General features: G+C 63.5%; 17 protein-coding genes. 13 read left to right on the forward strand and 4 right to left on the reverse strand.

Annotation, left to right across the window (positions count from 1 at the left end; all coding sequences use genetic code 11):
* Positions 1–141: 141 nt before the first annotated feature.
* The 4 genes from ACL9RL_RS01295 to ACL9RL_RS01310 all read left to right on the forward strand — a co-directional run bounded on the left by ACL9RL_RS01295 (position 142) and on the right by ACL9RL_RS01310 (position 3,841).
* Positions 142–807, forward strand: a complete 666-nt coding sequence (locus tag ACL9RL_RS01295; protein WP_422778402.1) for a hypothetical protein — start codon at positions 142–144, stop codon at positions 805–807.
* Positions 804–1,829: a hypothetical protein gene (locus tag ACL9RL_RS01300; RefSeq protein WP_422778403.1), complete on the forward strand. Its 1,026-nt coding sequence runs from the start codon at positions 804–806 to the stop codon at positions 1,827–1,829. The genes ACL9RL_RS01295 and ACL9RL_RS01300 overlap by 4 nt, the downstream gene beginning before the upstream one ends.
* A gap of 16 nt (positions 1,830–1,845) precedes the next feature.
* Positions 1,846–2,571 (forward strand): hypothetical protein, encoded by a 726-nt coding sequence (locus ACL9RL_RS01305; protein ID WP_422778404.1) that lies wholly within the window; start codon positions 1,846–1,848, stop codon positions 2,569–2,571.
* Between the two features lie 193 nt (positions 2,572–2,764).
* On the forward strand, positions 2,765–3,841 hold the full coding sequence (locus ACL9RL_RS01310; RefSeq protein ID WP_422778405.1) for a sensor histidine kinase: 1,077 nt from the start codon (positions 2,765–2,767) through the stop codon (positions 3,839–3,841).
* Positions 3,842–4,091: 250 nt separating this feature from the next.
* Here the strand turns inward: ACL9RL_RS01310 and ACL9RL_RS01315 are convergent, their stop codons facing one another.
* Positions 4,092–6,863 carry a helix-turn-helix transcriptional regulator gene (locus ACL9RL_RS01315; protein WP_422778406.1) on the reverse strand — a complete coding sequence of 924 codons (2,772 nt, stop codon included), beginning with the start codon at positions 6,861–6,863 and terminating at the stop codon, positions 4,092–4,094.
* A gap of 451 nt (positions 6,864–7,314) precedes the next feature.
* Between ACL9RL_RS01315 and ACL9RL_RS01320 the strand changes: the two genes are divergently transcribed.
* The 9 genes from ACL9RL_RS01320 (at position 7,315) to ACL9RL_RS01360 (ending at position 20,927) form a co-directional block, all read left to right on the forward strand.
* On the forward strand, positions 7,315–12,345 hold the full coding sequence (locus tag ACL9RL_RS01320; RefSeq protein WP_422778407.1) for a choice-of-anchor G family protein: 5,031 nt from the start codon (positions 7,315–7,317) through the stop codon (positions 12,343–12,345).
* 165 nt (positions 12,346–12,510) lie between these two features.
* Complete coding sequence (locus tag ACL9RL_RS01325) at positions 12,511–13,272, forward strand: DUF5819 family protein (protein WP_422778408.1); 762 nt, start codon at positions 12,511–12,513, stop codon at positions 13,270–13,272.
* Entirely contained in the window at positions 13,269–14,630 is a 1,362-nt protein-coding gene (locus tag ACL9RL_RS01330) for an HTTM domain-containing protein (protein WP_422778409.1), read from the forward strand. The genes ACL9RL_RS01325 and ACL9RL_RS01330 overlap by 4 nt, the downstream gene beginning before the upstream one ends.
* Positions 14,631–14,992: 362 nt before the next feature.
* Entirely contained in the window at positions 14,993–15,982 is a 990-nt protein-coding gene (locus ACL9RL_RS01335; protein ID WP_422778410.1) for an NAD-dependent epimerase/dehydratase family protein, read from the forward strand.
* Positions 15,979–17,202 carry a glycosyltransferase gene (locus ACL9RL_RS01340; protein ID WP_422778411.1) on the forward strand — a complete coding sequence of 408 codons (1,224 nt, stop codon included), beginning with the start codon at positions 15,979–15,981 and terminating at the stop codon, positions 17,200–17,202. Before ACL9RL_RS01335 ends, ACL9RL_RS01340 begins: the two co-directional genes overlap by 4 nt.
* Positions 17,199–18,095 (forward strand): glycosyltransferase family 2 protein, encoded by an 897-nt coding sequence (locus ACL9RL_RS01345; protein WP_422778412.1) that lies wholly within the window; start codon positions 17,199–17,201, stop codon positions 18,093–18,095. Before ACL9RL_RS01340 ends, ACL9RL_RS01345 begins: the two co-directional genes overlap by 4 nt.
* A gap of 346 nt (positions 18,096–18,441) precedes the next feature.
* Entirely contained in the window at positions 18,442–19,080 is a 639-nt protein-coding gene (locus ACL9RL_RS01350) for a glycosyltransferase (protein WP_422778413.1), read from the forward strand.
* An 82-nt stretch (positions 19,081–19,162) separates the two neighbouring features.
* Positions 19,163–20,416 carry an O-antigen ligase family protein gene (locus tag ACL9RL_RS01355; RefSeq protein ID WP_422778414.1) on the forward strand — a complete coding sequence of 418 codons (1,254 nt, stop codon included), beginning with the start codon at positions 19,163–19,165 and terminating at the stop codon, positions 20,414–20,416.
* A gap of 268 nt (positions 20,417–20,684) precedes the next feature.
* Complete coding sequence (locus ACL9RL_RS01360) at positions 20,685–20,927, forward strand: acyltransferase (RefSeq protein ID WP_422778689.1); 243 nt, start codon at positions 20,685–20,687, stop codon at positions 20,925–20,927.
* A 505-nt stretch (positions 20,928–21,432) separates the two neighbouring features.
* Here the strand turns inward: ACL9RL_RS01360 and ACL9RL_RS01365 are convergent.
* From ACL9RL_RS01365 to ACL9RL_RS01375, 3 genes are all read right to left on the reverse strand, one after another.
* On the reverse strand, positions 21,433–22,767 hold the full coding sequence (locus ACL9RL_RS01365; protein WP_422778415.1) for a lipopolysaccharide biosynthesis protein: 1,335 nt from the start codon (positions 22,765–22,767) through the stop codon (positions 21,433–21,435).
* A 25-nt stretch (positions 22,768–22,792) separates the two neighbouring features.
* Positions 22,793–23,353 carry a serine O-acetyltransferase gene (locus ACL9RL_RS01370; protein ID WP_422778416.1) on the reverse strand — a complete coding sequence of 187 codons (561 nt, stop codon included), beginning with the start codon at positions 23,351–23,353 and terminating at the stop codon, positions 22,793–22,795.
* Positions 23,354–23,425: 72 nt separating this feature from the next.
* Positions 23,426–24,931: a sugar transferase gene (locus ACL9RL_RS01375; RefSeq protein ID WP_422778417.1), complete on the reverse strand. Its 1,506-nt coding sequence runs from the start codon at positions 24,929–24,931 to the stop codon at positions 23,426–23,428.
* Between the last annotated feature and the right edge of the window lie 17 nt (positions 24,932–24,948).

The following is a 24,948-nucleotide window of genomic DNA, read 5'->3' on the forward strand; positions in this document are numbered from 1 at the left end:
CGGAACGGGCCGCACAGCACGTCCGCGGCGGCGGCCTCTCGGCTGGTGCCGCGGACGTGTGGAACGGGGGTTCCGATGACACGAGGGTCGCAGAGGGAACGGTTGCGGGATGAACCGCGGCCGGGCCGTCGGGCACGGACCGTGCCGCTCGCGAAGCGGCCGTTGGTCGTTGCCGCGGCCGCTGCGACGGTCGGTGTGCTCCTCTTCAGCGGTGCGATGACGCAGGCCTCGTGGGGCGGCTCGCAGAACGGCCAGGCGACACTCGTCACGAGTGGTTCGCTCCTCGGGACGATCTCCGCGGCAACGGTTGCGTATCCGACGATCGGCGGCGCGCCGCCGGCGAACATCGTCATCCGGCCCGGGTCGTCCGGGATGATCCCCGGCGTCAAGGCGCAGTCGTTCAGCTATACCGTGACCAACACCTCCCAGGCGACGGGGGCGACGGCGCCCGCATCGTTCCTGGCCGATGTGACGCTCACATTCGCGAGTACGGTCACGGATGCGGCGGCCTACGCTGCGGCTCTGCCGTACTTGTCGGTGTCCTCGACCGTCACGAAGGGCTCGGTGTCGCGCGGGGTGACGACTACCGGCTGCGTCACCGCATCGGGGATCGTGTGCTCGCCTCCGCTGTCCACGGCGGTGACTTTGCTGCCGGGCGAGTCGGCGGTCGTCCTCGTCACGTTCCAGCTGTCGGCCGCCGGGCTCGCGCCGCTCAACTCGATCCGGAGTTCCACGACCGACGTGTCCCCCATCTTCAGCTTCACGCCCACGGTGAACCTCACACAATTGCCGAGGTCCCAGGCGTGAGCGGGGCGCAGCGGGATGAAACGACGGCCGGACGGCCGACGTCGCGATTCGGACGGTCCAAAACGGCCGCCATCACAACGGCCCTCGCGATGCTCGTGGTGCTGCTGTTCCTGCCCACCGCATCGACCGGGGCATACTTCCAGGCGTCCCTCGCGCCCGCCGCGAGCACCGGTGGGGCCGGCGCCTGGTGCATCTCGCCCGATCCGGCGGCGAACAGCGCCGTCGTCAGCCTGGGCACCCTCACACCGCTCACGTCCTCGCCGACGACGCAGATGGCGATCATCCCCGTCGCCAACACCACGGCGTGGAACGCTGCCGGTGGCGACAAGACGCTCACCGCCCGCGTGTGGAGCTGCCAGGACCCCACGGCTGCGGCGATGGTCGGCGACTCGCTCCGCGTGATGGGCTGGTCGAATCCGTCAACCGCGGTGGGGCGGTCGTGGAGCACGGGCAGCGACACGACGCTCGGACCGACGTCCAGACTGAACCCGAACGCGGCAGGCACCCTCGGCGCACAGCTGGCGAGCCTGTCCACTGCGGCGTCGGTCAGCGCTTCGGTCGTGGTGCTCGGGCCCGGCGGAGACCTTCGACGTTACGCCTGGATGGTCGGTGGGAACCGCTCGTCGGCGGCGACAGCGGTCGATCCAGCGCCGCAGTGCACCTGGGCGACGAGCCTGCTCCTCGCCGGATGCACCGTCGCGACGACCCCGGTCGGATTCGCCTCGGCGTTCTCACCCAACCCGTGGGCCGGTTCGACGACCGCGCCGGTCACCTACACGGCGCGCACCATGGCGACGAGCGGATGGGGTTCCGTCGGATCCTGGCTGGCCCAGGAGTGCGGGGTGCTCGCGCTCCTCGTCTGCAACCCGGTGCCGTCGAACGTGACGATGACGGCGACGGCGGCGACCCCGGCAACGCTCTACGGGAACCTGTCCGGGAACCAGATGATCTGGGTGGTGGTGGCGTGGACCGGGACCGTCGCGCCGCCGGCCGACCTGTCCGTCGAGATCGTGCTGCAGTGATGGGCAGGGGACGTCGATGAGCGGGCGGGTGGGGGCCGCACGACGGGTGGCGCGTGGCGGTGTGGCGGTGACCGTGGCCGTGCTGGTGCTCGGGGCGATGTGGGCGGGGATCAGCGGTGGTGCGGCGGTGGCGGCTCCTGTGGCGGTTCCTGCGGCGGCTGCCGACGATCGCAGCTGGACGATCACCCTCGATGACGGTGTCACCCCGGCGTCGACCGGGCACCTCTTCGTCGGGCAACAGGTGGTGCCCAGCGGGCAGATCACCGACGCCTACCGGATCCGGCACGGCGCGGGGGTCAACGGGCCGTTGGACGTGCGCGCGCGGGCGTTGAGCGCGCCGTCGACGTTCGAGGGGCTGCTGTCGGTGACGCTGTCCACGCCGGGCGGACCCGCGACGACGATGCCCCTGACACAGCTGCTGCGCGATGACGGCGTCATTCGGGTCATCGATGCGATCCCGCCAGGCGATGTGCGGCTCCAGATCGCGGTCGGGCTCGCGGCCGGTGCGCCGAACGCGTTCCAGGAGGACGAGGTGCAGTTCGAGTTCGTGATCACGGTGGCTGGGACCGACGTGGTGGTGCCGTCGCAGCCGACCCAGCCTGGCACCGGGTCAGGGGCGGGCGCCGGGCCGGTCGGGTTGGGGAAGACGGGCGTCGATTCGGTTTCGGCGTTCGTCGCCGGACTGGTGTTGGCCGGGTTCGGGATCGTTGTTGTGGGTGTGCGCCGTCGGCGTTCCGCGTAGTGGCCCTTCGACAAGCTCAGGGACCGAGGTCCGTGGGCCCTTCGACAGGCTCAGGGACCGGCGGGTGGGCGAGCCCGGTCGCTGAGCTTGTCGAAGCGTCCCGTCGACAGACCCAGGGACCGGCGGTGCATCATATGTCCGCTAAACGAGCGTGCGTCTACGGTGGACGCATGAGTGAAACGCCGGGTCCCCGATGAGCGCCAGATGGCGACTGACGCTCAGCTACGCCGGGTTCCTCCTCGTCGCCGGCATCGCGCTGTTCGCCCTGCTGTTCTACATCGTCCGGTTCATCCCGGCGGAGAGCTTCCAGACCGACATCGGCTTCGTCCCGAACCGCGGCGACCTCCTCAACGCCCTCTGGCCGAGGTTCTGGCAGATGATCGTGGCGCTCGCCGTTGTGGGGCTCGTCGGCGGATGGTTCCTCGCCGGGCGTATGCTCCGCCCGCTCAAGCGGATCCACGGCGTCGCGAGGCGGGTCGCGGCCGGCACGTTCGACGAACGGGTGCGCCTCACCGGCCCGCACGACGAGTTCCGCGAACTCGCCGACACCTTCGACTCGATGCTCGACCGCCTGCAACGCTCCTTCGACGAGCAGCGGCGGTTCGCCGCGAACGCCTCCCACGAACTCCGCACCCCCTACGCGATCGAACGGATGCTCCTGGACGTCGCCGTCGCGAATCCGCAGGGCGTCGACGTCGAACGGCTCGTCGGCAGACTGGACGCGACCAACCGGCGCGGCATCGAGATCGTCGAGGCGCTCCTCTCCCTTGCCTCGCTCGAGGACGGTCAGAGCGTGCAACGGGGGCCGGTGGATCTCGACGAAGTCGCCGCGGATGTCATCGAGGCGCTGCGTCCGGAGGCCGAGACGGCCGGGATCACGCTCACCGCGACGCTGGACGAGGGCTATCTCGATGCGAACAGCGCGCTCGTCCGGCAGCTCGTCTCGAACCTCGTGCTGAACGGCATCCGTCACAATACGGGGCCGGGAGGGACCGTCGACGTCCGGACCGGCACGCGTGCGGACGGGACGGTCGAGCTCGTTGTGGTGAACACCGGCCCGGTCGTGCCGCCGGAGGTGCTGCAGACGTTGACGGAGCCGTTCGTGCGCGGGGTCGGACGGGTCGCAGGGGGCAGGGCAGGGTCGGAGGGGAGCGGGCTGGGGCTCGCTCTGGTTGCGCGGATCGTCGACGCGCACGCTGCGACGTTGGACCTGCGGTCGCAGGAGCAGGGCGGGCTGGTCGTCGGGGTGCAGTTCCCGAGAGCGGGGTAGGGGTGCTGCGTGGTCGGGCCCTTCGACAAGCTCAGGGACCGGTGACCCCGCGCCCTTCGACAGGCTCAGGGACCGGTGCCCTCGGTCGCTGAGCTTGTCGAAGCGGATGTACCGGGGCGGTGGAGCCCGGTCGCTGAGCTTGTCGAAGCGCGCCCTTCGACAGGCTCAGGGACCGAGGTCCGCGGGCCCTTCGACAGGCTCAGGGACCGAGGTCCGCGAGCCCTTCGACCGGTCCAGGGACCGCGGCCGCTCAGCGCGTGAACGGCGAACCGGCCACGAGCCGGCCGAGATCGCGCCGCCTGGGCGCTCCCAGCTTCGTGCGCGCCTGCAGCACATGCGACTCCACGGTCCGCACGCTCAGGAACAGGCGGTTCGCGATCTCCTGATTGCTGAGTCCCTCCGCCACCAGCTGTGCGATCTCCAGCTCCCGCTTCGTGAGGTCGTCGAGGTCGACGACGGGACGGATGGGCGCCTCCGCCCGTGACGGCATCGGCGCGACCGTCATGCGCTCCGACGCCGGCAACCGACGGAACGACGACGGCCGTCCGGTGTCGGCCAGCCGTGCTGCGTGCAGCCCGGCTCGTTGCGCCTGCGACGGCCGCCCCTGCGCCAGGTGCAGCTGCTCCGCGAGTGCATACGCACGCGAGGCACGATGCGTCGCGCCCACCACTTCCAGCCCCTTCGCGGCCTGCTCGGCCAGCGCCGCATCCTGGTTCGCCTCCGCGTACAGCAGCGAGACGAGGGCGTGCGGCAGTGGGGTGAGGTCGGTGAACCGGATGTCGCGGATCCAGCCGCCCGCGATGGTCGCCTTGCAGCCGGCGAGACGGCTGAGGTGCGCTGCGTAGATGCGTGCGGACGCAGACCGGCGTTCATCGGTCGCGATGCCGGCGAGGAACGTCGCACCGGCGGCCGCACCCTGCAGGTGTGTGAGCATCGCGAAGTCGAGCATGTTGGTGAACATCACGAGCACTTCGGAGCTCGCGATGATCTCCCGGTCGAAGGCGTTGCGTCGGTATCCGGCCTCGTCGAACTGCCCCAGGTTGGTGTACGCGAGGGCGAGCGTGACGCTCGTGAACGCGTGCACCTCCGGCGGGAGCGTGCTGTCCAGGAGGCGTTCGACCACTGACAGGTCTGCGACGGCGCGTTCCATCTCACCGTCGACGATCGCGATGGCTCCGCGCAGGATGCCGACGACGCACTGATCGATGGTCGACATCTGTCCGCTGGAGGTTCCGGCGCGTTCGCTGAACACGGTGATGTCCTGCTCCAGCTCCGCCCAGGGGAACCCTGCTTCGAGGCGGACGAGTCCGGCGACGAGGAAGAACATGGCGCTCGCGTCCCTCGTGGAGTGGGACAACGGTCGGAGCTCGTGGTAGCTGATCTGCCGGTAGACGGCGTAGCCGCGTTCGAGGGTGTTCTGCGCCTCTTCTGCGGTGGCGAACGGGCTGGCCTGGGCGAGGATCGATGCTGCAGCGTAGAGCCTGGTGGATTGGGCGGCGCTCTCATCGTCGAGCATCGCCGTGAAGGCGGCGATGGCGGTCTCGCTGCCGGACAGGCCCTCTCGCCAGTTGTCGACGAGCAACGCGTGATCGGTGAGGCTCCGTGCCGGGGCGTCGACGGAGTCGATGCTGAGCGCACTGATGCGCCCGACCGGCCCGTGGCGTTCCCAACGGCCGAGGGTGATCTCCCAGCTGAGCCGTTCGCGGTGGTCGTCTGCGGCAGCTTCGACGTCCTCCGGGAGGTCGATGGCGGCACGTGCACCGCTGATGTCGCCGAGCATCGCGAGGGCACGCGACTCCTGCAGCGCTGCAGCCAGGCTCCGCTGGAATCCGGAGGAACGGGTCGCGAGCAGGTGGGCGTCGCTCGCGAGGCCGGCGACGTTCGCGACGTGCGCGGCGGTCAGCAGCACCTTCGCCGCGACCTCGGCGGTGACGTCCTCCAGGACCTCCTCGTCGGACTCGTTCATCCAGAAGCGTCCGATGATGAAGTTCTCGTTCGGTGTGAGACGGAATCCCTTGACGAGGTCGGTGATGAGCTTGCGTTGGACGACGTCGAACTGCCGGGAGCGCCAGGAGCGACGCCAGTCGGACAGGGCGGACCACGCGTGCAGTTCCTCGGCGACGATCCGGTCGAGCGAGGTCCCGTCGTTGCGGGCGAGGCCGAGGCGAAGCAGGTCGTGCAGCGGCGCTTCGCCGAGCAGCCTGGTGGCGCGGGCGTACGGGGTCGGTCCCAGCTTCGCGAGCATCACGAGCGAGTAGCGGCCGAGGTCGTCCGTGCGTTCGAGCAGCGGGAGCGTCAGGTCGTGGAGCCTCGGCGACATCGCGGAGTCCCCGAGCGACAGGATGCTGCGGGGCACGTAGAAGGAGCCGCCGGTCTCGAGCGCGTCCTTCGTGAGTTCGTACACGAGTCTCGGCGAACCGTGGGCCAGCCGGATGATCGTGGAGCGGGACATGTCGTCGAGCATCTCGCCCTGCGAGGCGATGTCGATGAGTTCCGCCGCCTCAGTGCCGTTCATCACCGGCAGGTCCACGCGGGTGAGTTCGCCGCCGCGCCAGATGCTGAGCAGGCGTGAGGTGCCGTCGTCGCTGCGGGTGCCGTCGACATCGGCTTGCAGCGGTTCGATGGTGATGAGGATCGCATGGGTGCTCGCGCGGGCGATCTCGATGACCGAGGGGATCGACGCGAGGTCGAGCCGGTCGCCGTCGTCGACGATGAAGACGGTGCCGGATGGTGTGCTCCGCCAGGATTCGAGGATCTCGGTCGTGTCGGCATCGCCGCCGCCGAGGACGACCGCGTTGCGGCCCTGGAGTTCGAGCCGTCCCTGGATCCGTTTGGCGGCGAAGGACTTCCCGAACCCGTTCTGGCCGACGAGCAGGAGACTCGTGTGGTGCTCGACCAGTTCGCCGGCTCTGGCGATGGCGGTCTGCCGCGCGCTGAGACGCGGGGCGGCGGCGCGAACGCTCCGCAGCTCGGTGATCGGTCCGCCCGTGGCGAATCGATCCGCTGTCGGTGCGTCCGTCATTGGACCGCCTGCAGCGAAGCCGTCGGTTGCGCCCGACACGGTTGAGTGTGCCTGTCGCATCGTCGTCACGCGGTTGAAACGTTCGGGTTGTTCGGGATGGTCGGTCTGAGCGGCGCGTGGTGCGCCGATCGTGTTCTGATGTCGTTCATTGCGCTGCCCCCAGTTATGTGTCCCGCACGCAAGTCCCTCCACGAAAACCAGTTGTGCGCTTGAACCATTATCAGTACTCACTGAGTGATTGCAGCATCCCGGCTGAAAGTTCTCAGTAGTAATTACGTACCCCGTTCGGGTGCCATGGTTGCCGGCTCGTGAAACGGGTTTTTCCGGGCTGAAACTACTCGATTCGCCCACCCCCACTCGGGGGATCCCCGGCTCGCCAATAGTGTGGCCCGGACTGGGGACCGCCTTGCGCGTGCTCCGGACCCGTGCACGTCGAGGAAAGGTTCACATCGTGGGGGAACGACAGCACCAACGCAGGCCCAACGGGCCGTTCACGCGGGGTGGGGTGTGGAAGGTCACAGCTGCAATCGCCATCGGCGCCCTCGTCGCCGTCGGAGCAGCAACGACCGCGACCGCCGCTCCGAGCGACCGATCAGAGGCCGCCGGCCGATTCCTCTCGGGGAACGCCGTCGGCATCAACCTGGACACCATCGCAGCGCTCGCCGGTGCGAAGGCCGAGAACCCGAGCGGCGTCCACCCGACGCAGAGCAGCCCGCTGGCTGCGAGCGTTCTGAACGCCATCGCCATCGACCTCGGCGACGGTCTCCAACTCTTCGGCCCCAACGGGGTCATCGCACTCGGCGCCGTCGCCCAGTACGCGAATGCGGCTGACAACGGTGACGCGCTCGGCGCGTCCGGCGCCGTCACCGATCAGGGCGCCATCGCCATCGGTGGCAGCCCGAACGCCCCTGCCGATGCACAACTCAACCTCGCGAAGCTGCTCGGCAAGGTCGGCGTCCCGACCACGGGCATCGTCGACGACCTCTCGCTCAGCCTCGGCGCGCTGTCCACGAACGCCACGCAGACGGGTGGGGCGACGCCTGAGACCGCGTACCAGATCGCCGGGGCGAACCTGAAGATCAAGAGCGCGCTCGTCGGCAACGTGTACACGACGCTGCAGACCTCGGTCAACCAGGTCCAGACGGTGCTGAACGGTGTGCAGGGGCTCCTCAACACGGCGCTCCAGATTCCGGCCCTCAACATCGGCGTGGTCACCACCTCGGCCACCAACACGGTGACGCTCCCGAACCTCAGCCTGTTGCTGCCGACCGGTCCGGTCGGCTCGGCGACTGGTGTGACGGTCGACCTCACGACCGGTGATGTCACGGTCGACCTCAAGACGCTCTTGGCGACGAACCCGAACCTGCCGGACCTGGACGACCTCCCGCCGAACACCTCGCTGTTGTCCGGTGCCATCGGGGCTGCGATCGCCGACGGCATCACGCAGGCGATCACCGCTCAGGTGAACGCCGTCGCGACCGGTGTCGAAGCGGCCGTGAGCGCTGCTCACCTCAAGTCGGTCGTGCAGGTCAAGGTGCTCGGTGCGAACGCGGTCACGTTGACGCTCGATGCCCCGTTCTCGGCGATCAAGAACGGTACGGCGACGTTCGTCGCATCCGGCGTCGTCGGCAACCTGCTGAACACGGTCCTCTCCGTCCTGGGGCTCAGCCTCGACGGCATCATCACCACACTCCTGAACGCGGTGCTCGGCGTCGTCGGCAGCGTCTTCACCGCCGTCACGACCCTCAACACCACACTGAACGGTGTGACGAGCGGCCTTGCGGTCAACGTCGTCGGGCCGATCCTCAACATCGTGCGACTCGTCGCGGATGTGACGGCCAACGTACAGCCGGCGGTCGGTGACTTCGGGGCAGGATCGAAGACGGTTCGCGCCGTCCAAGTGAGCCTGGTTCCCGCGTTGTCGCTCGCGAACATCGCGCTGGCATCGTCCACCGTCCGCGGGACGCTCGTGGTCGTCTACGACACGGCCATCTCCGCGACGCCTGCGACGGTCAATCCGGGTGGCACCACCACGATCTCGGGTACCGGGTTCGCCCCGAACGAGACGGTGACGGTCAGCGTCCCGGGCGGTACGCCGGTCTCGACGCAGGCATCCGGCACCGGCACCATCTCGGTGCAGCTGCCGATCCCGGCCGGAGCGGCCATCGGCTCGCTCACGGTCACGGCCGAAGGTGCTGTGTCCGCGACGCCGGCCACGACGGCGCTCACGGTCGAGGAGAAGGTCTACACGACGGAGATCACCGCATCGCCTGCGACGGTCGCTCCTGGCGGTTCGACGACGATCACGGGCACCGGTTTCGAGCCGAACGAGTCCGTGGCCGTGTCGATCCCCGGTGGTACACCGGTCGTCGTCACCGCGACCGCGCAGGGTGGCATCACCGCCTCGCTGCCGATCCCGGCCGGTGAAGCGCCTGGAGCCGTCACGGTGACGGCGCTCGGCGCCGTGTCCAACACGCCGGCGACCACGGGCATCACGGTTGAGCAGACCACGTACGTGACGGCCATCTCGGCCGACCCGTCGACGGTCGCAGCCGGCGCATCGACGCTCATCACCGGCACGGGCTTCGCGAACGGGGAGACGGTCACCGTCTCGATCCCGGGCGCTGATCCCGTGACGACCACGGCGAGCGGCACCGGCACCATCAGCGTCTCGCTGCCCATCCCGGCCGACTACGCGTCGACCTCCGCGGTCGTCACGGCCGTTGGCGACGTGTCCGAGACCCCGGCGACGACGAACCTGATCGTCGAGATCGTCTACACGACGGCGATCTCGGTCGACCCGACCACGGTCACCGCCGGTGGTTCCACCACGGTCACCGGTACCGGTTACGCCCCTGGTGAGACCGTCACGGTCTCGATCCCCGGTGCTCCGTCGGTCACGGTCGTCACGGACGGCGACGGCGGATTCACCGTCGTGCTGCCGATCCCGGCCGACTACGTGCCTGGCCCCACCACGGTGACGGCCGTCGGCAACGTGTCCGACACTCCGGCTGAGACCGGGATCGAGGTCACGTACACAACCGCGATCACGGCGAGCCCGGTGACGGTCACGGCCGGCTCGTTCACCCAGGTGAGCGGCTCCGGCTTCGCACCGGGTGAGACGGTCACCGTGTCGATTCCGAACGCACCGGCTGTCACGGTGACGGCCGGTGAGACGGGCGGCTTCGCGATCAACCTGCCGATTCCAGCCGACTACCCGGCTGGTGCGGTGACGGTCACGGCTGTCGGATCGATCTCCGACACTGCGGCGACGTCGAGCGTGACGGTCTCCTACACGACGGTCATCGTCCCGACGCCGAGTTCGCTGAACCCCGGCGGCACGACGCAGATCTCCGGTACGGGCTTCGCTCCGGGTGAGACCGTCTCGGTCTCCATCCCGAACGTCACCCCGGTGACCACTGTGGCCGATGGATCGGGTGCGATCAGCGTCTCGCTGGCTGTCCCGGACGACTACCCGACGGGTGTCGTAACGATCACCGCGACGGGTCCGGTCTCGGCCATGCCCGCCACGGCGGGTCTGACGGTCCAGTCGGCGCTCTTCATCACCGCCATCTCCGCAAGCCCCACCACCGTCGAGCCGGGAGGCTCCACCACGGTGACCGGCACCGGCTTCGCACCGAACGAGACCGTCACGGTGTCGATCCCCGGTGCACCGGCCGCCACCACCACGGCGACGGGCACGGGAACGATCTCGGTCAACCTGCCGATCCCGGTCGGGTACGCGGATGGCAACGTGACGGTGACGGCGACGGGTGCGGTTTCCGCGACCCCGGCCACCACCTCGCTGACGGTCGAGACCGGTGCGACGGAAGCCACCGAAGCGACCGAGGCAACTGAGGCTACGGAAGCCACGGAGGCAACGGAAGCGACCGAGGCAACTGAGGCTACGGAAGCGACCGAAGCTACTGAGGCGACGGAAGCAACTGAGGCAACGGAAGCGACCGAGGCAACTGAGGCTACGGAAGCCACGGAGGCGACGGAGGCAACGGAAGCGACCGAGGCCACTGAGGCGACGGAAGCCACGGAGGCAACTGAGGCCACGGAGGCAACGGAAGCTACGGAAGCGACCGAGGCTACGGAAGCGACCGAGGCAACGGAAGCAACTGAAGCTACGGAGGCTACGGAAGCCACTGAGGCGACTGAAGCAACCGAAGCAACGGAGGCTACGGAAGCCACTGAGGCTACGGAAGCGACGGAAGCAACTGAAGCTACGGAAGCTACGGAAGCCACGGAGGCGACGGAAGCAACCGAAGCCACTGAGGCTACGGAAGCGACCGAGGCTACGGAAGCGACCGAGGCCACGGAAGCGACCGAGGCCACTGAGGCGACGGAAGCGACGGAAGCTACGGAAGCCACTGAGGCAACCGAAGCGACGGAAGCGACCGAAGCCACTGAGGCTACGGAAGCAACCGAGGCCACTGAGGCTACGGAAGCTACCGAGGCCACTGAGGCAACGGAAGCAACTGAAGCCACTGAAGCCACTGAAGCCACTGAAGCCACTGAGGCGACGGAGGCTACGGAAGCCACTGAGGCAACCGAAGCTACGGAAGCGACCGAAGCCACCGAGGCTACGGAAGCGACCGAGGCCACTGAAGCGACCGAGGCCACTGAAGCGACCGAGGCCACTGAAGCTACGGAAGCTACCGAAGCAACTGAGGCGACGGAAGCGACCGAAGCCACTGAGGCTACGGAAGCAACTGAAGCCACTGAGGCAACCGAGGCTACGGAAGCTACCGAAGCTACCGAAGCAACTGAGGCGACGGAAGCAACTGAGGCGACGGAAGCAACGGAGGCTACTGAAGCCACGGAAGCGACCGAGGCTACTGAGGCCACGGAAGCGACCGAGGCAACTGAAGCGACGGAAGCGACCGAGGCAACTGAAGCCACGGAAGCAACCGAGGCTACAGAGGCGACGGAAGCGACCGAGGCAACTGAAGCTACGGAAGCGACCGAAGCTACGGAAGCGACTGAAGCAACCGACGGCACCGATTCGCCCGAGGTGGGCCTCGATGCAACGGTGAAGTTCGCGACGATCGTCCGCGGCACCAACGTGACCCAGGTGGTCACGGGTACCGGCTTCAAGTCGGGTGAAACGGTCAACGCGACCGTCAACTCGACGCCGATTGTGCTGCCGGCTCAGGTCGCGAACGCATCCGGTGTGGTGACGTTCAGCTTCCCGATCGGTGCCGACTTCGAACTCGGTGCTCACTCGGTGGCGCTCGTCGGAGCCGAGTCTGGGCCGGTGACCGCTCCGCGTCAGCTGACGCAGTTCACGGTCATCGATCCGAGCAACCCTGGTGGCGGCACGACCGGCGGCACGACGACCGGTGGCAAGACCGGCCTCGCGTCGACCGGTTTCGAGGGCGGGTCCCTCGGACTGGCCGGGATCCTCGTGGTCCTGCTCGGCGGTGTAGCCGTCTTCCTCGGCCGGCGTCGGCGTCACGGCGTCGACCACTCGTAACACCCTGGGCCGATGTGGCCGCCCCGTTCCCGGGGCGGCCACATCGGACCCCGACCCCGGACCGAATTCCGGGGTCGCCCTCCGCCAGTGCGGCCCGGTCCGAACCCCGGTTGTCGATCAACGCTGGCAGGTGGATGTGAACCGACCCCGAGATCGGAGATCCAGTTGTCCCAGACGATTCCCGTCGGCGCCAAGATCGGCGCTGGCATCGCAGCCGCACTCGTGGCGCTCTATGTGGCGTTGAGTGTGTTCATGGTGCTGCCGGCCAGTGCGGCGAAAGCGGCGGTGAGCCCCGTGTTGCAGGTGGCGAGCCCGTATTTCGCTCAGAAGTGGGATGTGTTCGCTCCCACTGTTCTGAAGAACAATCAGAAGTTGCAGGTCCAGGTCATGTGGCGTGATGCCGCTGGCAAGCCGGTCAAGAGCGAGTGGTTGGATGTGACGGGGATCGAGGAGTCGAGCATCCCCGGGAATCCGTTGCCGTCGCGGATCAGCAAGGTGTCCTGGAACCTCATCAAGACGTATTACACGCGATATCTGCAGCTCACGCCTGAGCAGCGGGCGACGGTGAAGGACACGTTCATCAAGCGGGTCGACGGCGGCTTCGGCGCCATCCCCAACGCGGTCCTCGCCGACAAGCTGCTGCAGCAGGGCGACAGCATCCTCAACGTGAACCGGGTCCTGCGGTCGGACGGCATCGTGAAGGAGTACCTGACGTACTTCACCACCGCGTACTACGACCAGGACATCGAGCGGATGCGGTGGCGCCTCTACCAGTCGAGGCCGAACGACTTCGACCACCGGTTGGATGCGAAGGAGCAGTTCAAGCCGCAGACGACGACGTTCGGGTGGCGTCAGGTGACCGACAAGGTCGACCCGAAGGCGCTCGCGGCGTTCCGCGACGTGACGGAGAGGTACGGTTCACGATGAGTGCACGGACTGCGCGCCGAGAGCGCGCCGCAGAGTCGGACCTGTTGCACGACGGCGTTGCCGTCGCATCGTCTCCGTGGGATCCGCGGACGTGGTTGCCGCGGTTGACGGGGTGGGCGATCGGGGAGAAGCACGCGACGTACAGTTTCGCGGCGTTCCGCATCGTGTACGGGCTCATCGTCCTGATGGTGCTGGTGACGAACGCGGCGGATCGCGCGTACGTGTGGGGTGTCGGGTCGAAGTGGTTGGATCTGGAGCTCGGGGTGAACCCGTATCCGTGGTTCTTCGGAATCTTGTTCCCGAAGGACAACCCGTTCCTGTTCGATCTGTCGTACGGGGCGCTCGCGATCCTGGCGGTGCTGTTCACGATCGGTTGGCGGACGCGCATCGTGACGCCGTTCCTGCTGCTGTTCTGGGTGAGCCTGTCGACGAACAGCAACCTGGTGAACAACGGTGGCGACACGGTCATGCGGATCACGCTGTTGTTCGCAGTGTTCGCGGATCTGTCGCAGCGGTTCTCGGTTGACGCCTGGTTGCGTGATCGACGTGCGGCTCGTGGGCTGAAGCCGGCTCGTCGGCTGGTGTTCTCGTGGTGGCCGTCGTGGTTGACGAGCCTGCTGCACAACACGGCGCTCGTGTTGTGCGCGTACCAGATCACGCTCGTCTACGTTCGGTCGGCGTCGCTCAAGCTGCAGGGGCCGGAGTGGTTGAACGGCACCGCGCCGTACTACTCGGTTGTGCTCGACAACTTCCGGCCGTTCCCGCTGCTCAGCGATCTGACGTTCCAGGTCGCCTTCTTCGTGCACGTCGCCGGGTACATCGCGCTGTTCACGCAACTGCTGTTCCCGTTGCTGCTGCTGTGGCGGCCGTCGCGGATCTTCGCACTCGTCGCCATCACGGGGATGCACCTGAGCGTCGCGTTGCTCCTTGGACTGTGGCCGTTCTCGCTCGCGATGATCGCACTCGACTTCCTCTTCATCCGTGACCGGACCTGGTTGGCCGGGTTCGCGTGGGGGAGGCGTTGGTTGGCGGCGATCGGCGCGCTGCGGCGGTCGGTGGCGGCTGGGGCTGGGGCCGGTGGCGGTGTTCCTGGCGGTGTTGCTGGCACCTCGGGTGTTGGTGTTGCTGACGTTGCCGGCGCTGGTGCCGGTGCCGGTGCCGATGCGCCGCAGGCCGAGCCGGTCACGGTCGGCTCCGCGCTCACGGAAGATTCCGACATCACGGGCGAGGCCACGACGGCCGAGCCCGAGGTGGTTGGTGCAGGTGCTGGTCCATCAGCGCGTGGGGGATCGGCGGAGCCGCGTCCCGGCAGTCGCAGGTTCGTTCACGCCAAGTCGTCGGGGGATGACACGGTGTGACCAGTTCCACTCCTCGCGTTCGGGCGACGAGTGGTCAGGCGGTCGGCGCCTCGGGTGCGCCGGCCGCCATCTCCTTTGTAACAATCTGTTGAATTCTGAGTGCCCCTGGGAGTCTTCGTCTCGCGCGGCGCGCTAAGTAACAAACACCAGTTGCGCTCACTGGAATCGTCTGAGTCGCGAGGAAGCATATAAGAGGTATGACTTCGAACAAACTGTCCGACAAAAATCTCCTTGCGGAGTCCCCCGTGGATGTATTGCGGCGAGTTACCTTTGCCGCAACGACCCCCCCTGATCAGGGGACGTCGAGTGGCCCTCTCCTGTTGCGATAGTCTCCCCTTACCTAACCTGACTATGGGGGACAAGTGCGCGCATTGGTTACTGGAGCCGCCGGCTTCGTCGGCAGTACTCTCAGCGACAAGTTGCTTGAGGATCCGCAGAACTCGGTGATCGGGATTGACTCCTTCGCCGACTACTACGACGTTGGGTTGAAGCGTCTCAATATCGTTTCCGCATCCCAGAACGATCGATACGAGCTCGTTGAGGGCGACATTTTGGAACAGCCCCTCGAAGCGCTTCTTGGTGATGTGGACGTCGTTTTCCACCAGGCCGGTCAGCCTGGTGTTCGTAAGTCCTGGGGATCTGACTTTGGCGTCTACGCCCGGAGCAACATTGAGGTCACCCAGGCTTTGCTTGAAGCGGCAAAAGCCGTTGGAACACTCAAGAGGTTTGTATACGCGTCGTCATCTTCGGTGTATGGCGACGCCGAGCGCTACCCAACTACGGAGCTAGATAGGCCGCAGCCACGAAGCCCTTACGGCGTCACCAAACTCGCGGCTGAACATTTGTGTTCGTTGTACGCCAAAAACTTTGGGGTGCCGACCGTCTCACTCCGCTATTTCACGGTTTATGGTCCACGGCAGCGACCAGACATGGCGTTCAACATCTTCATTAGCAAGATGTTGCGTGATGGCGAGATCTCGGTCTTCGGAGATGGCGAGCAGATTCGTGAATTTACGCATGTTCAGGACATCGTGAGAGCGAACGTTCTGGCGTCACAAGCGGACGTCGAAACAGGCACTGTCGTCAACCTGTCGGGCGGCGCATCGGTGACGGTAAACGAGGTGTTCGCGCTGCTTGAAGAGATCCACGGTTCTGCGCCTCGAGTCAACTACGGCTCTCCGGTACCTGGTGATGTTCGGCGTACAGGCGGAAGCACCGCGCGCGCGAGCGAACTTCTTGGTTGGGCTCCAGCGGTCGATTTGCGGGACGGGCTGGAGAGCGAATACCGCTGGATGCGAGAGCTCAACCTGAGCCGAAGGCTGGACGCCTCGTTCGAGCAGTTGGCGAAATGAATACCTATGACGTTCCCGGGTTCGAAGCGGCCCGCCAACTAGGCGCCAACTACTCGGCCAAGAAACGAGTGGTCTTTGTCGTGAATAACGACATTTCATTCCTCACCCATCGTGCAGTGTGGGCCGGTGCCCTTCAATCGGCTGGTGCCTCGGTCACAGTCCTTGCCAAGGAGACCGGATACGGCGATGCGATTCGAAAACTGGGTTTCCAGTTTGAGGCAGTGGATCTGGGGCGGGAATCAATTTCCGGCATGCAGTCTGTTCGCGCAGCGATCAGGATCTTTTTTCTGTTGATGCGACTTCGACCTGAGCTGGTATTCCTTATCGCAACCGCGGCCTATTCGTTGGGGTGGCCGGCTGCTGTTTTCTTGAGAAGCTCTCGGTTTATTCGCGTTGCGGGAGGCGCGGGCCGTGTGTTAGCCGGCCAGCACTCTCGAAGCGGAGCAACGTTTATGGTTCGTGGGTTGTTGAACGTCGCGGCACGCCTTCACAATGTGTTTACCCTCTTTCAAATCGACAGTGATCGCGATCTTTTCATCGAAGGTCGGTTGGCAAGCGCAGTCCGGTCCATGGTGATTCCGGGTACTGGCGTAGACACGCAAGTATGGAGGCCGGGCAACAAATCAGAGGCGTCGACAATGCCAGTTGTCACCCTTTTTGCGTCGAGGCTCTATAGAGAGAAGGGGATCTACGAGTTTCTCGAAATCGCTCGTCGTCTTAAAGGGCCGGGACGCAGTTTTGTTGTCGTGGGCGAACCGGACACAGGCGTCAGTTCAAGCGTTAGCCAATTTGAACTCGACGAGGCAGTGAGCGAAGGCATCATTGAGCTTTGGGGCCGCCGGAACGACATGATCTCTGTCTTCCAGGCGTCAGATATTTTCGTCTTTCCGTCCACCCATCCTGAAGGAACACCGAAGGTCGTCATTGAAGCTTCTTCCTGTGGCGTCCCCGCGGTGGTTTCCGGTCAAGCGGGATGCCGCGCCGTCGTAGATGATCAGAAGACTGGCTTCGTGGTGGATGAGGTGAGTGTGGGGTCCTTCGCTCTTATGGTTGAACGCCTCATCGACTCCCCAGAGCTTCGCGTTAACATGGCGCGTGAGGCTCGGGCCAAAGCTCAGGCTGAATTTTCGCTTGAAGCGGTGCTGGGACAGGTGCTCCAATTTGCAGGCGTGGACACCAACGCCACGCGGAAATCCTCTCCGAAGGCTGACGCGAAGTGAGCGATCTGGAACGGTTGAAGATAATGGTGGTCATACCATCGATCTCTCCTGCGCGGTTCGACCATTTGCGAGCGCTCGTCGAGATACTTGAGTCGATCGGGGCTTCAGTTGTAGTCATTGCCAACAGTAAGCGTCTCCTGACGCTGGTCAAGGCGGCTGAGGTTCGGCACGTGACTAGCCATTCCAACGATGGTTTCGCGGCGAGCATGAAGCTAGGCGCAGATTCGAACGATTCTTGGGATTGGCTCATGATTCTAAACGATGATGTGACCCTTGATAAGTCCATCTTGAGGGATGTCCTCGCGGAGCATCTCCGCAATGATGTCGGCGTTGTCTACCTCGATGCTGAGAACGCTAGGCCTGTACCGGGCCGGTTGGGTGCGTTCCTCAACATCTCATTGGTCGGAAGACTTCTGGCACGGCAGCGTAAGCGTTCCGCCCACAACGCTGTGGACGTTGTGGAAAGTGGAACGTACAAGTCCTTCAGCGCCGTCGCTGTATCTCGGCGAACATGGACGCTTCTTGATGGTCTTGACCTTGAATTGCCGTTCACCTATGAGGATGCGGACTTCGCTCGACGGTCAAACGATGCGCAGATACGTTCGCTCGCAGTCTCGAATTCCGGAGTGTTTCACGAACATTCTGCGACCACATCTGCATGGATTGAGTATGTCTTGCCGGTCTCTACGTGGTCGGCGTACCAGTACTTGCGAAAATGGTATAGACATCCGCGTCTCTCGCAATTGATATGCGTAAGTGCGCTGGTGGTGCGCGTTTGTCTGGTGCCAATGGCTAGTGCCCCGAATAGGGCTCATCTGAGGGGTGTGTGGGCCGCTATTCGAGCGATCGCGTTCAACAGCAAACCTGACCTTCCACCGTTCGAAAGCGTGTAATTTCATGAAAATTGGCGCAAGTGGCCTCGCCCGACCCACTACCGGGATTGGAGTACTTCAGCGGAGGTTGTATCCACGCCTTGAAGCGTCTGGGTCACGTCTCACACTCTCGCACACCCGCGATCTGGGCCCTGGCGTAGTGAACACCGTCCGCGGAATGTTGAGGGGGTTGACGCCAGCTCGCGGAAAGTTTGACTGCTATCTTTCGATGATTCCTCCGATTCCTTTCGGCGTACGGGCTCCAATTGTCACGATCATTCATGACCTGAGATGGCTTCGCACCCGTGGACGACTGGCTCGCGCATATCGTGCGTGGGACCTGCGGAGGTCGATAGCCCGTTCTGATGTGCTTCTCTGCATCAGCGAACGCACCCGCGCAGACCTCGTCGGCTTCTCCGCGGCGGCGGCGAGGAAAGCGACGGTGAGCTGGCTGGGCCCGGGGATGATGCCGAAGGACTCGTTTGACGAACAGTCGAACGGAGTCCTTCTCCTCGTGGGCGGAGCGAAGCACAAGAACAACGAGCTCGCTGCTGCGGCCATCGCTGTCGATGTACCTCGCTGGTGCAAGAGCGTTATTGGGGTTGGAGTATCGCAAGAGGTGAGGACGGTCACAGAAAGCAGTCTCGGCGCTGAAAATTGCCGGTGGTTTGAGAGGATCTCCGATGAAGCATTGATCGACCTGTACCGCGAGGCGGAGTACTTCATGCTGCTTGGCCGGGATGAGGGATTCGGCCTGCCATACATAGAAGCGCTGAGCGCTGGGTGTACCGTAATCGCGGTCGACCAGCCATTGACTCGCGAGCTTCTCGACGAAGCAGCGGTGCTCGTGAAATTCGGGACCCCGGCCGAAATATCCACGCAGCTTCGCTCAATACGCGTCCCTTCGCCTGATTTGCGACGACATCGAGCAGATCAGTTTGACTGGGAGCTTTTTGTAGAAGGTGTCAGATCTGCGCTCTCGAATGCAAGTTCGCCCAAGCCTTGACTAACAAACATCGTAGGCTTTCAATTGGTTGCCTCTGGGTTGGAGATGCGTGGCACCGGAACCAGACCGGAAGGACGGAGAGTTGACCGTATCTGACATCGTCAACTCTGATTTATCGCGCGCGAAGCCACCCCTTCTAACTTCATTTCTCGCGGCTGCGGTCCTCGCCTTGATTCCTTGGGGTCCGGTTCTAACGTTTAGCGCGCAAGGTAGCACGGCGTCGTTGAGCGCGAGCCAGATCGCAATTGTGTTTCTCGCAGTTCAGCTGTTTTTCTCAAGCCTGCTAGCGCATAACTTGGGACGAAAGCAAATCGAGGTGCACTCTGGCCTCATTCTAGTTCTGCTCGGTCTGATGATTGTGCCAACCTTCACGGCGCAGGTTCTCGGAGCTGCTGCGAGCGCCTATCTGAACTTCTCGTTTGGAATCGTCGGCGGAATCCTGGTCGGGGCTGTCTGGGCACAAACGTCGCGAGCGCAGCTCGGCTGGGTAGACGCAGGACTGGGAATATTTCTCGTGGGCGGCGCGACGCAGCTCGTGATCTCGTTCTCGGGAAGCTCTGACGTCGCAGGACTTCACCAGAGTTCACAGACCCCATGGGGCAACTCGAACTATGTCGCGGGCGCGTTGGTCGTCGGCTCAATTGCTCTGCTTGCGCGAATCCGGTCGTCTAGCAGACGGCCATCTATATTCGCCTATTTGCCGGCGCTCATGGCTACCGCAGTTGCGTTGTTGACTCTGTCGCGCGGCGCCGTTATTGCACTGTGTGTGGGTGCTGTTGTGTTTGTCTGGAATATGGCAGAGAGGCCGCTGCCGAAATTCTTCCTCCGGGCAATCGCATTGGTGATCCCGTTTGTGGCGCTGTTCCTCATCGACTCGGCGACCTCGCAGCGGCTTGCCGTGAATTCTCGAGTACTGGTCAACGTGGATAGTCGATTCGAACTGTTTCGGCTCGCCGCCGAAGAATTCGCTAGCTCGCCATTCATAGGGACGGGATGGCTTTCGTTTCGTGGCGTCTCGGGCGCCGAGATTGAAACACAGTCCTTCGCACACAACCTGGTACTCTCCTTTCTCCAGATAGGAGGTCTTGTGTTCGGTCTTCCCGTCGTTACCCTGATCGTCGTTTTTGTGTTTCGCGCATGCCGATCGGACCGACTTCTTTCCGCGGCGGCATTGTCCGCTATCGCAATCTCTATGACCGACCCCTTCTTCGAAGGGACGGTGGGAGGCATTTTGGTCTGGGCAGTTGTCGTTAAGTGTGTCTACGGGGCTCACGACGGGGTTGATTTGCGAGCGATGGCTTCGTCGCGCGTGCTCCCTATGGTCCGGGGGCTTTGAAATGGGAGCGAAAGCAGCGATCATCCGGCATATTCGAGACTTGAGTCTCAATACGGTGGCAACGTCCAACCTCATCCCTCGCCCGATTCGATGGCGGCTTCTCCGAGCTTGTGGAATGAACGTGGAGAAGTCGGTGATCTGTTCCGGTGGATTCTACGGAAGTAGGAGAATCACGATCGGACGTGACGTATTTCTCAATCACGGGGTGTTTCTCGACGGCGCTGAGTCCGTTTCGATAGGTGCTCGTACGCAAATCGGAATGCAGGCGATGATCATCACCGGTACTCATCGATTGGGTGCACATTCACAACGGGCTGGCGATACTCAAGTTGCACCAGTGAGCATCGGAGAAGGAGTCTGGATTGGTGCGCGTGCCATTGTCATGCCCGGGGTGGTCATCGGCGATGGTTGTGTTATAGCGGCCGGAGCGGTTGTCATCTCGGTCTGTCTCCCGGATGGAATGTATGCCGGGGTTCCCGCAAGACGGATCAAGGATCTAGCGTCTATCTGACTCTCGAGTCGACGCTCGCCGCATGTCCGGCGTTCAGGCGGGCGGTGAGGCGTAGTTGTGGTCGTAGAGTCGTGGCGAGAATGCCCTGGGTTTGATCGGACCGACTCGATTGCGCTGACGCCGTTCTCAACCAGTGCCAAGTATCTTGGATCGAATGTTTGGTGGCGGAGAGCTGGTGCACCGCGCGGTTGCGTCCTTCCCCGTTGCATCGAAGGCCGCGCGGGAGCGGACCGACCTGTGCGGAAGGGATGCAGGTTCGGTATTCGGCGACCTAGTCACTCGCCGACACCAGTCCTGCGGTTGAAAATAGGTTCGCGGCCTTGCTCTGGCGCAAACGTCCCGAATAAGTTGGGACGCCTGCGCCGAATGGAATGCTCCGCGTACTTCCAACGAGCAAAGATGGAGCGCTTGTCTCCGAGAGCCGCAAGATCGTGATCACCGCTCAGCTCGTCACCTGTTTTGGCTGCTCAGCTCGTCAGAACTATCTCGGAAGAGTGGGCTGAGCTTAGGAGGTAAGCGTCAACGGGTATTCGCGATTGAGATCTCGTTGGATTCGCTTGCTCCCGTATCCAAAGAACCATATGACGCCAAAGAATAACGCGGCGAGATTGCCGTAGACGTATAGCTCCACATTTGCAGTCCCAAACCCCACTGCAACAGCGGCAAGCGACAGAACTGCCGTCGCCAGAAGGTATGGAATATCGATTGCTGGGAGCCCGATCCCAATTCCCACAAAGGACAACGGAGCAGTCAGTCCGTGCAACGTAAATACAACAATCATTGCTACGAAGACAGGCCATAGAGGTGTCTTTCCTAGGAAGCTTGTCGCAGCCCAATAGCCGAAAGTGAAAAGTAAGATCGCTACTCCGCCGGCTGCGGCAGAAATGAGGGTCGAATGCCGGATGAGTGCAGCCACTCTTCTTGCGCCACTCGCACGCATCGTCGCAGCGCTTGAGCCCGTTACGACGCTGAGGTTCTGGATGAGGAACTTTGGCATAGAAGCAAGGCGCCACGCGACTTCGTAGGCAGCGAGATATTGAGGGCCTGCTATGGCGCCTACGATCCACCGATCGGATTGCAGGAGCAATGCGCCGATGATTGTCGCGACGGTTCTAGACCAGATGAATGTCCTCGTCCTAGCAGACACTGGCATATCGCAGGTATCCTGCGGTGATCGAGTGAAGATGCCAGTGCGCGCGGCCCATGGAATAGCTACAACGAGGACAATGGCGCTCGAGAGGGCCCAGCCGAGCGGAAGAGCCCAAGCGGTGCCGCTATGCAGGATGTATCCGACTGTGATCGTGAAAGCCAGGATCGACTGGCCTGCCGTGATGAAGTTGCGAAGCAAGAACTTCTCATCATTCAGCGCAGCTTGGGCCAGCACCATCAGCCCGCTTCGTAGGCACGACGCGAGTGAGGTGAGGCCGATTGCCCACAGCCCTTCGCTCAAGGTGAAACCTGCCGCGGCCTCTGTAGTCGAATACGGAATCCAGGCCGCCATTGCAACAATGCCTATGAGCGCTGACCCACTTGCTGACAGTGCGCTTGATCGCAGGAGCAGCGGAAGCCGTCGCTCGAAACCGAGACGCGCCATGGTGAGCGCAACCCCTCCGAAGTCCAGCGAGAGCGAGATTGTGGAGATTGAGCTGAGAATGCTCCACAGGGCGAATTCTCGAGCAGGAAGCAGCCAAGCGCCTATCAGCGGCAACGCGAAAAGGACGGCAAAGCTAAGTAGGGGACCAGTAGCGCCGGCAATCATTAGGCGACTGAGCTTCTTGGTCGACGGTTGGTCCGCTAAGGAATGTCGCCCTGAGTCCTCGACGATCTGATTGTCTGTCACAGCCGTGCCATATCACTGGATACGTTCACTCCTGAACGCCTTCGCTTCTATCAGCATTAGCTTTGCGTGTTCGTGCAGGCACTCCGACTGCAATTGAGTGGTCGGGCACATCGGACAGCACAACTGCGTTGGCACCAATGGTTGAGTTACTTCCAACTGAGACCGGGCCAATTACCTTTGCACCAGCTCCAATGATGACCTCATCTCCAATGGTTGGAGAGCCGTCCGCCGTTTTCGAGCCGCTTCCACCTAGCGTCACGCCCTGCTGTACCCGGCATGCTCTGCCTATGCATACGCCTGGTCCCCAGACGACACCAGTAGGGTGATGAAGCACTAGGCCACGACCGACTTCTGCTTGCCAGGCCAAATCCGCGCCTGTGATTACGTGGTTCGTCTGTTTGAGCAACGCCCCTAGTGCTGGCACCCGACGGCCGCATGACTGGGATGCGCGAAACAACAGCGTCGAAAGATGCCGCACTACAAAGAGTCCCCGCAGAAGAGCCCGAAGCGTCTCCCCTGCGCCCGACTGAGGCGAGATCTGATCCTGGAGGAGGTATCTGATTCCGGTGAACGGTTTGCTATTCATGTAGATCGCTCGTTCTGATCTGGTGACCGTCGATGGGTAGAGATATCGGATCCGAGCAGGGCAGTTGCGTCACTAGTGCGCCTCGACTCCGGGCGCGATAACAGCCTTCAAAGTGCGCCAAAGTATTACGAAATCACCGGTCAGTGACCAGTTTTCTACATAGTAGAGGTCGAGTCGAATGGCGTCTTCCCAGCCCAGCGCTGAGCGTCCGCTCACCTGCCAGAGCCCCGTCATCCCAGGCTGTACTATCAGTCTGCGATGCGCAGCAGCATCGTAGAGTGCGACTTCCCCGGCGCGCTGGGGCCGGGGCCCGACCAAACTCATGTCACCACGGAACACGTTCAGGAGTTGGGGGAACTCGTCGAGCGAGTACTTGCGAAGAGTCGCACCGACGCGCGTGAGCCGAGGATCGTTCCTCACCTTAAATAGTGGGCGTCCGTCTGTTCCCTGCTCGGCGAGAAGCGTTTGCAGTTGTGCATCCGCGTCAACGATCATCGATCTGAATTTCAGCATGTTGAATGGTTCGCCGTTCTGCCCGATTCGTTCCTGACGATAGAGAATCGGCCCCGCGCTAGTGAACTTGACGAGCAAGGCCAGGACCAGGAAGAGCGGCGAGCAGAGAAGGAGTAGGGCCGACGAGCCGATGACATCGAAAGATCGTTTGCTGAATCGCTTTCGACCGTCGTACCGCGGCGTCTCGACATGGATGAGGGGAAGGCCTGCGACTGGACGTGTGTGAATTCGCGGACCACCGATGTCTGTAAGGCTAGGTGCAACGACCAAATGCTGGCGCCCGGCCTCGAGGCTCCAGCCGAGTTCGCGAACCCGATTTGGTGAAAGGTCGTCCGAACTCGTCACGACAAGGGTATCTGCGTCGGTCCGTTCAAGCGCGTAGAGAATGTCCTCGAGCGATCCGACGACTGGGACATCGGTCTCCCGCAGGAAAGCTCCGCTCTGCCCTCTCGGAATGCAGGCGCCAACCACCTTGTAGCCGGCATCTGCGTGTTTTGACAATTCCAGAGCGATGTGGGCGGCTGATTCTGCTGAACCGACGAGTAGGACAGTGGACGAGAATTTGCCTTGAAGTCGCTGGACGTGCAGCCACTGCCGCCACATCCAACGAGAGAAGAGCAACACGGCGATACCGAGGGGGAACGCAACGAGGATGTAGCCTCTGGCCAAGTCGATCTTGAACAAGAACGCCACGATCGCGACGAGTCCGAACAGTCGAATACTTGCATCGGTTAGAAGTCGATACTCAGCATTCCCATTGCCGATCACGCGGTACTCGCGCGTGCCAAAAATGCTGAGCAAGAGGAGCCAACTCGCTATGATCGCGACCGTGATCACCGTGTAGTTGATTGCTACTGGAAATGCGTTCGTGACACTGACTGATTCTGTATCGAAGTCGAACCACACGAGCTGGACTCCGAAGACGACCCAGATCAAGACGAGTGCGTCGGTGACGACGAGGCGAATCGCATAGACATCGCGCCAATCACGGCTAGGGGTCACTTTCGATGACGCTGGGGAAGTGCTCGCTGACGACGTTGACGGCGGCACGGATGGCTGCAGCATGCGGTCTCCGTGAGAAA

The sequence above is a fragment of the Plantibacter sp. Mn2098 genome (assembly GCF_049319745.1).
In the GTDB taxonomy this organism is placed as follows: domain Bacteria; phylum Actinomycetota; class Actinomycetes; order Actinomycetales; family Microbacteriaceae; genus Plantibacter.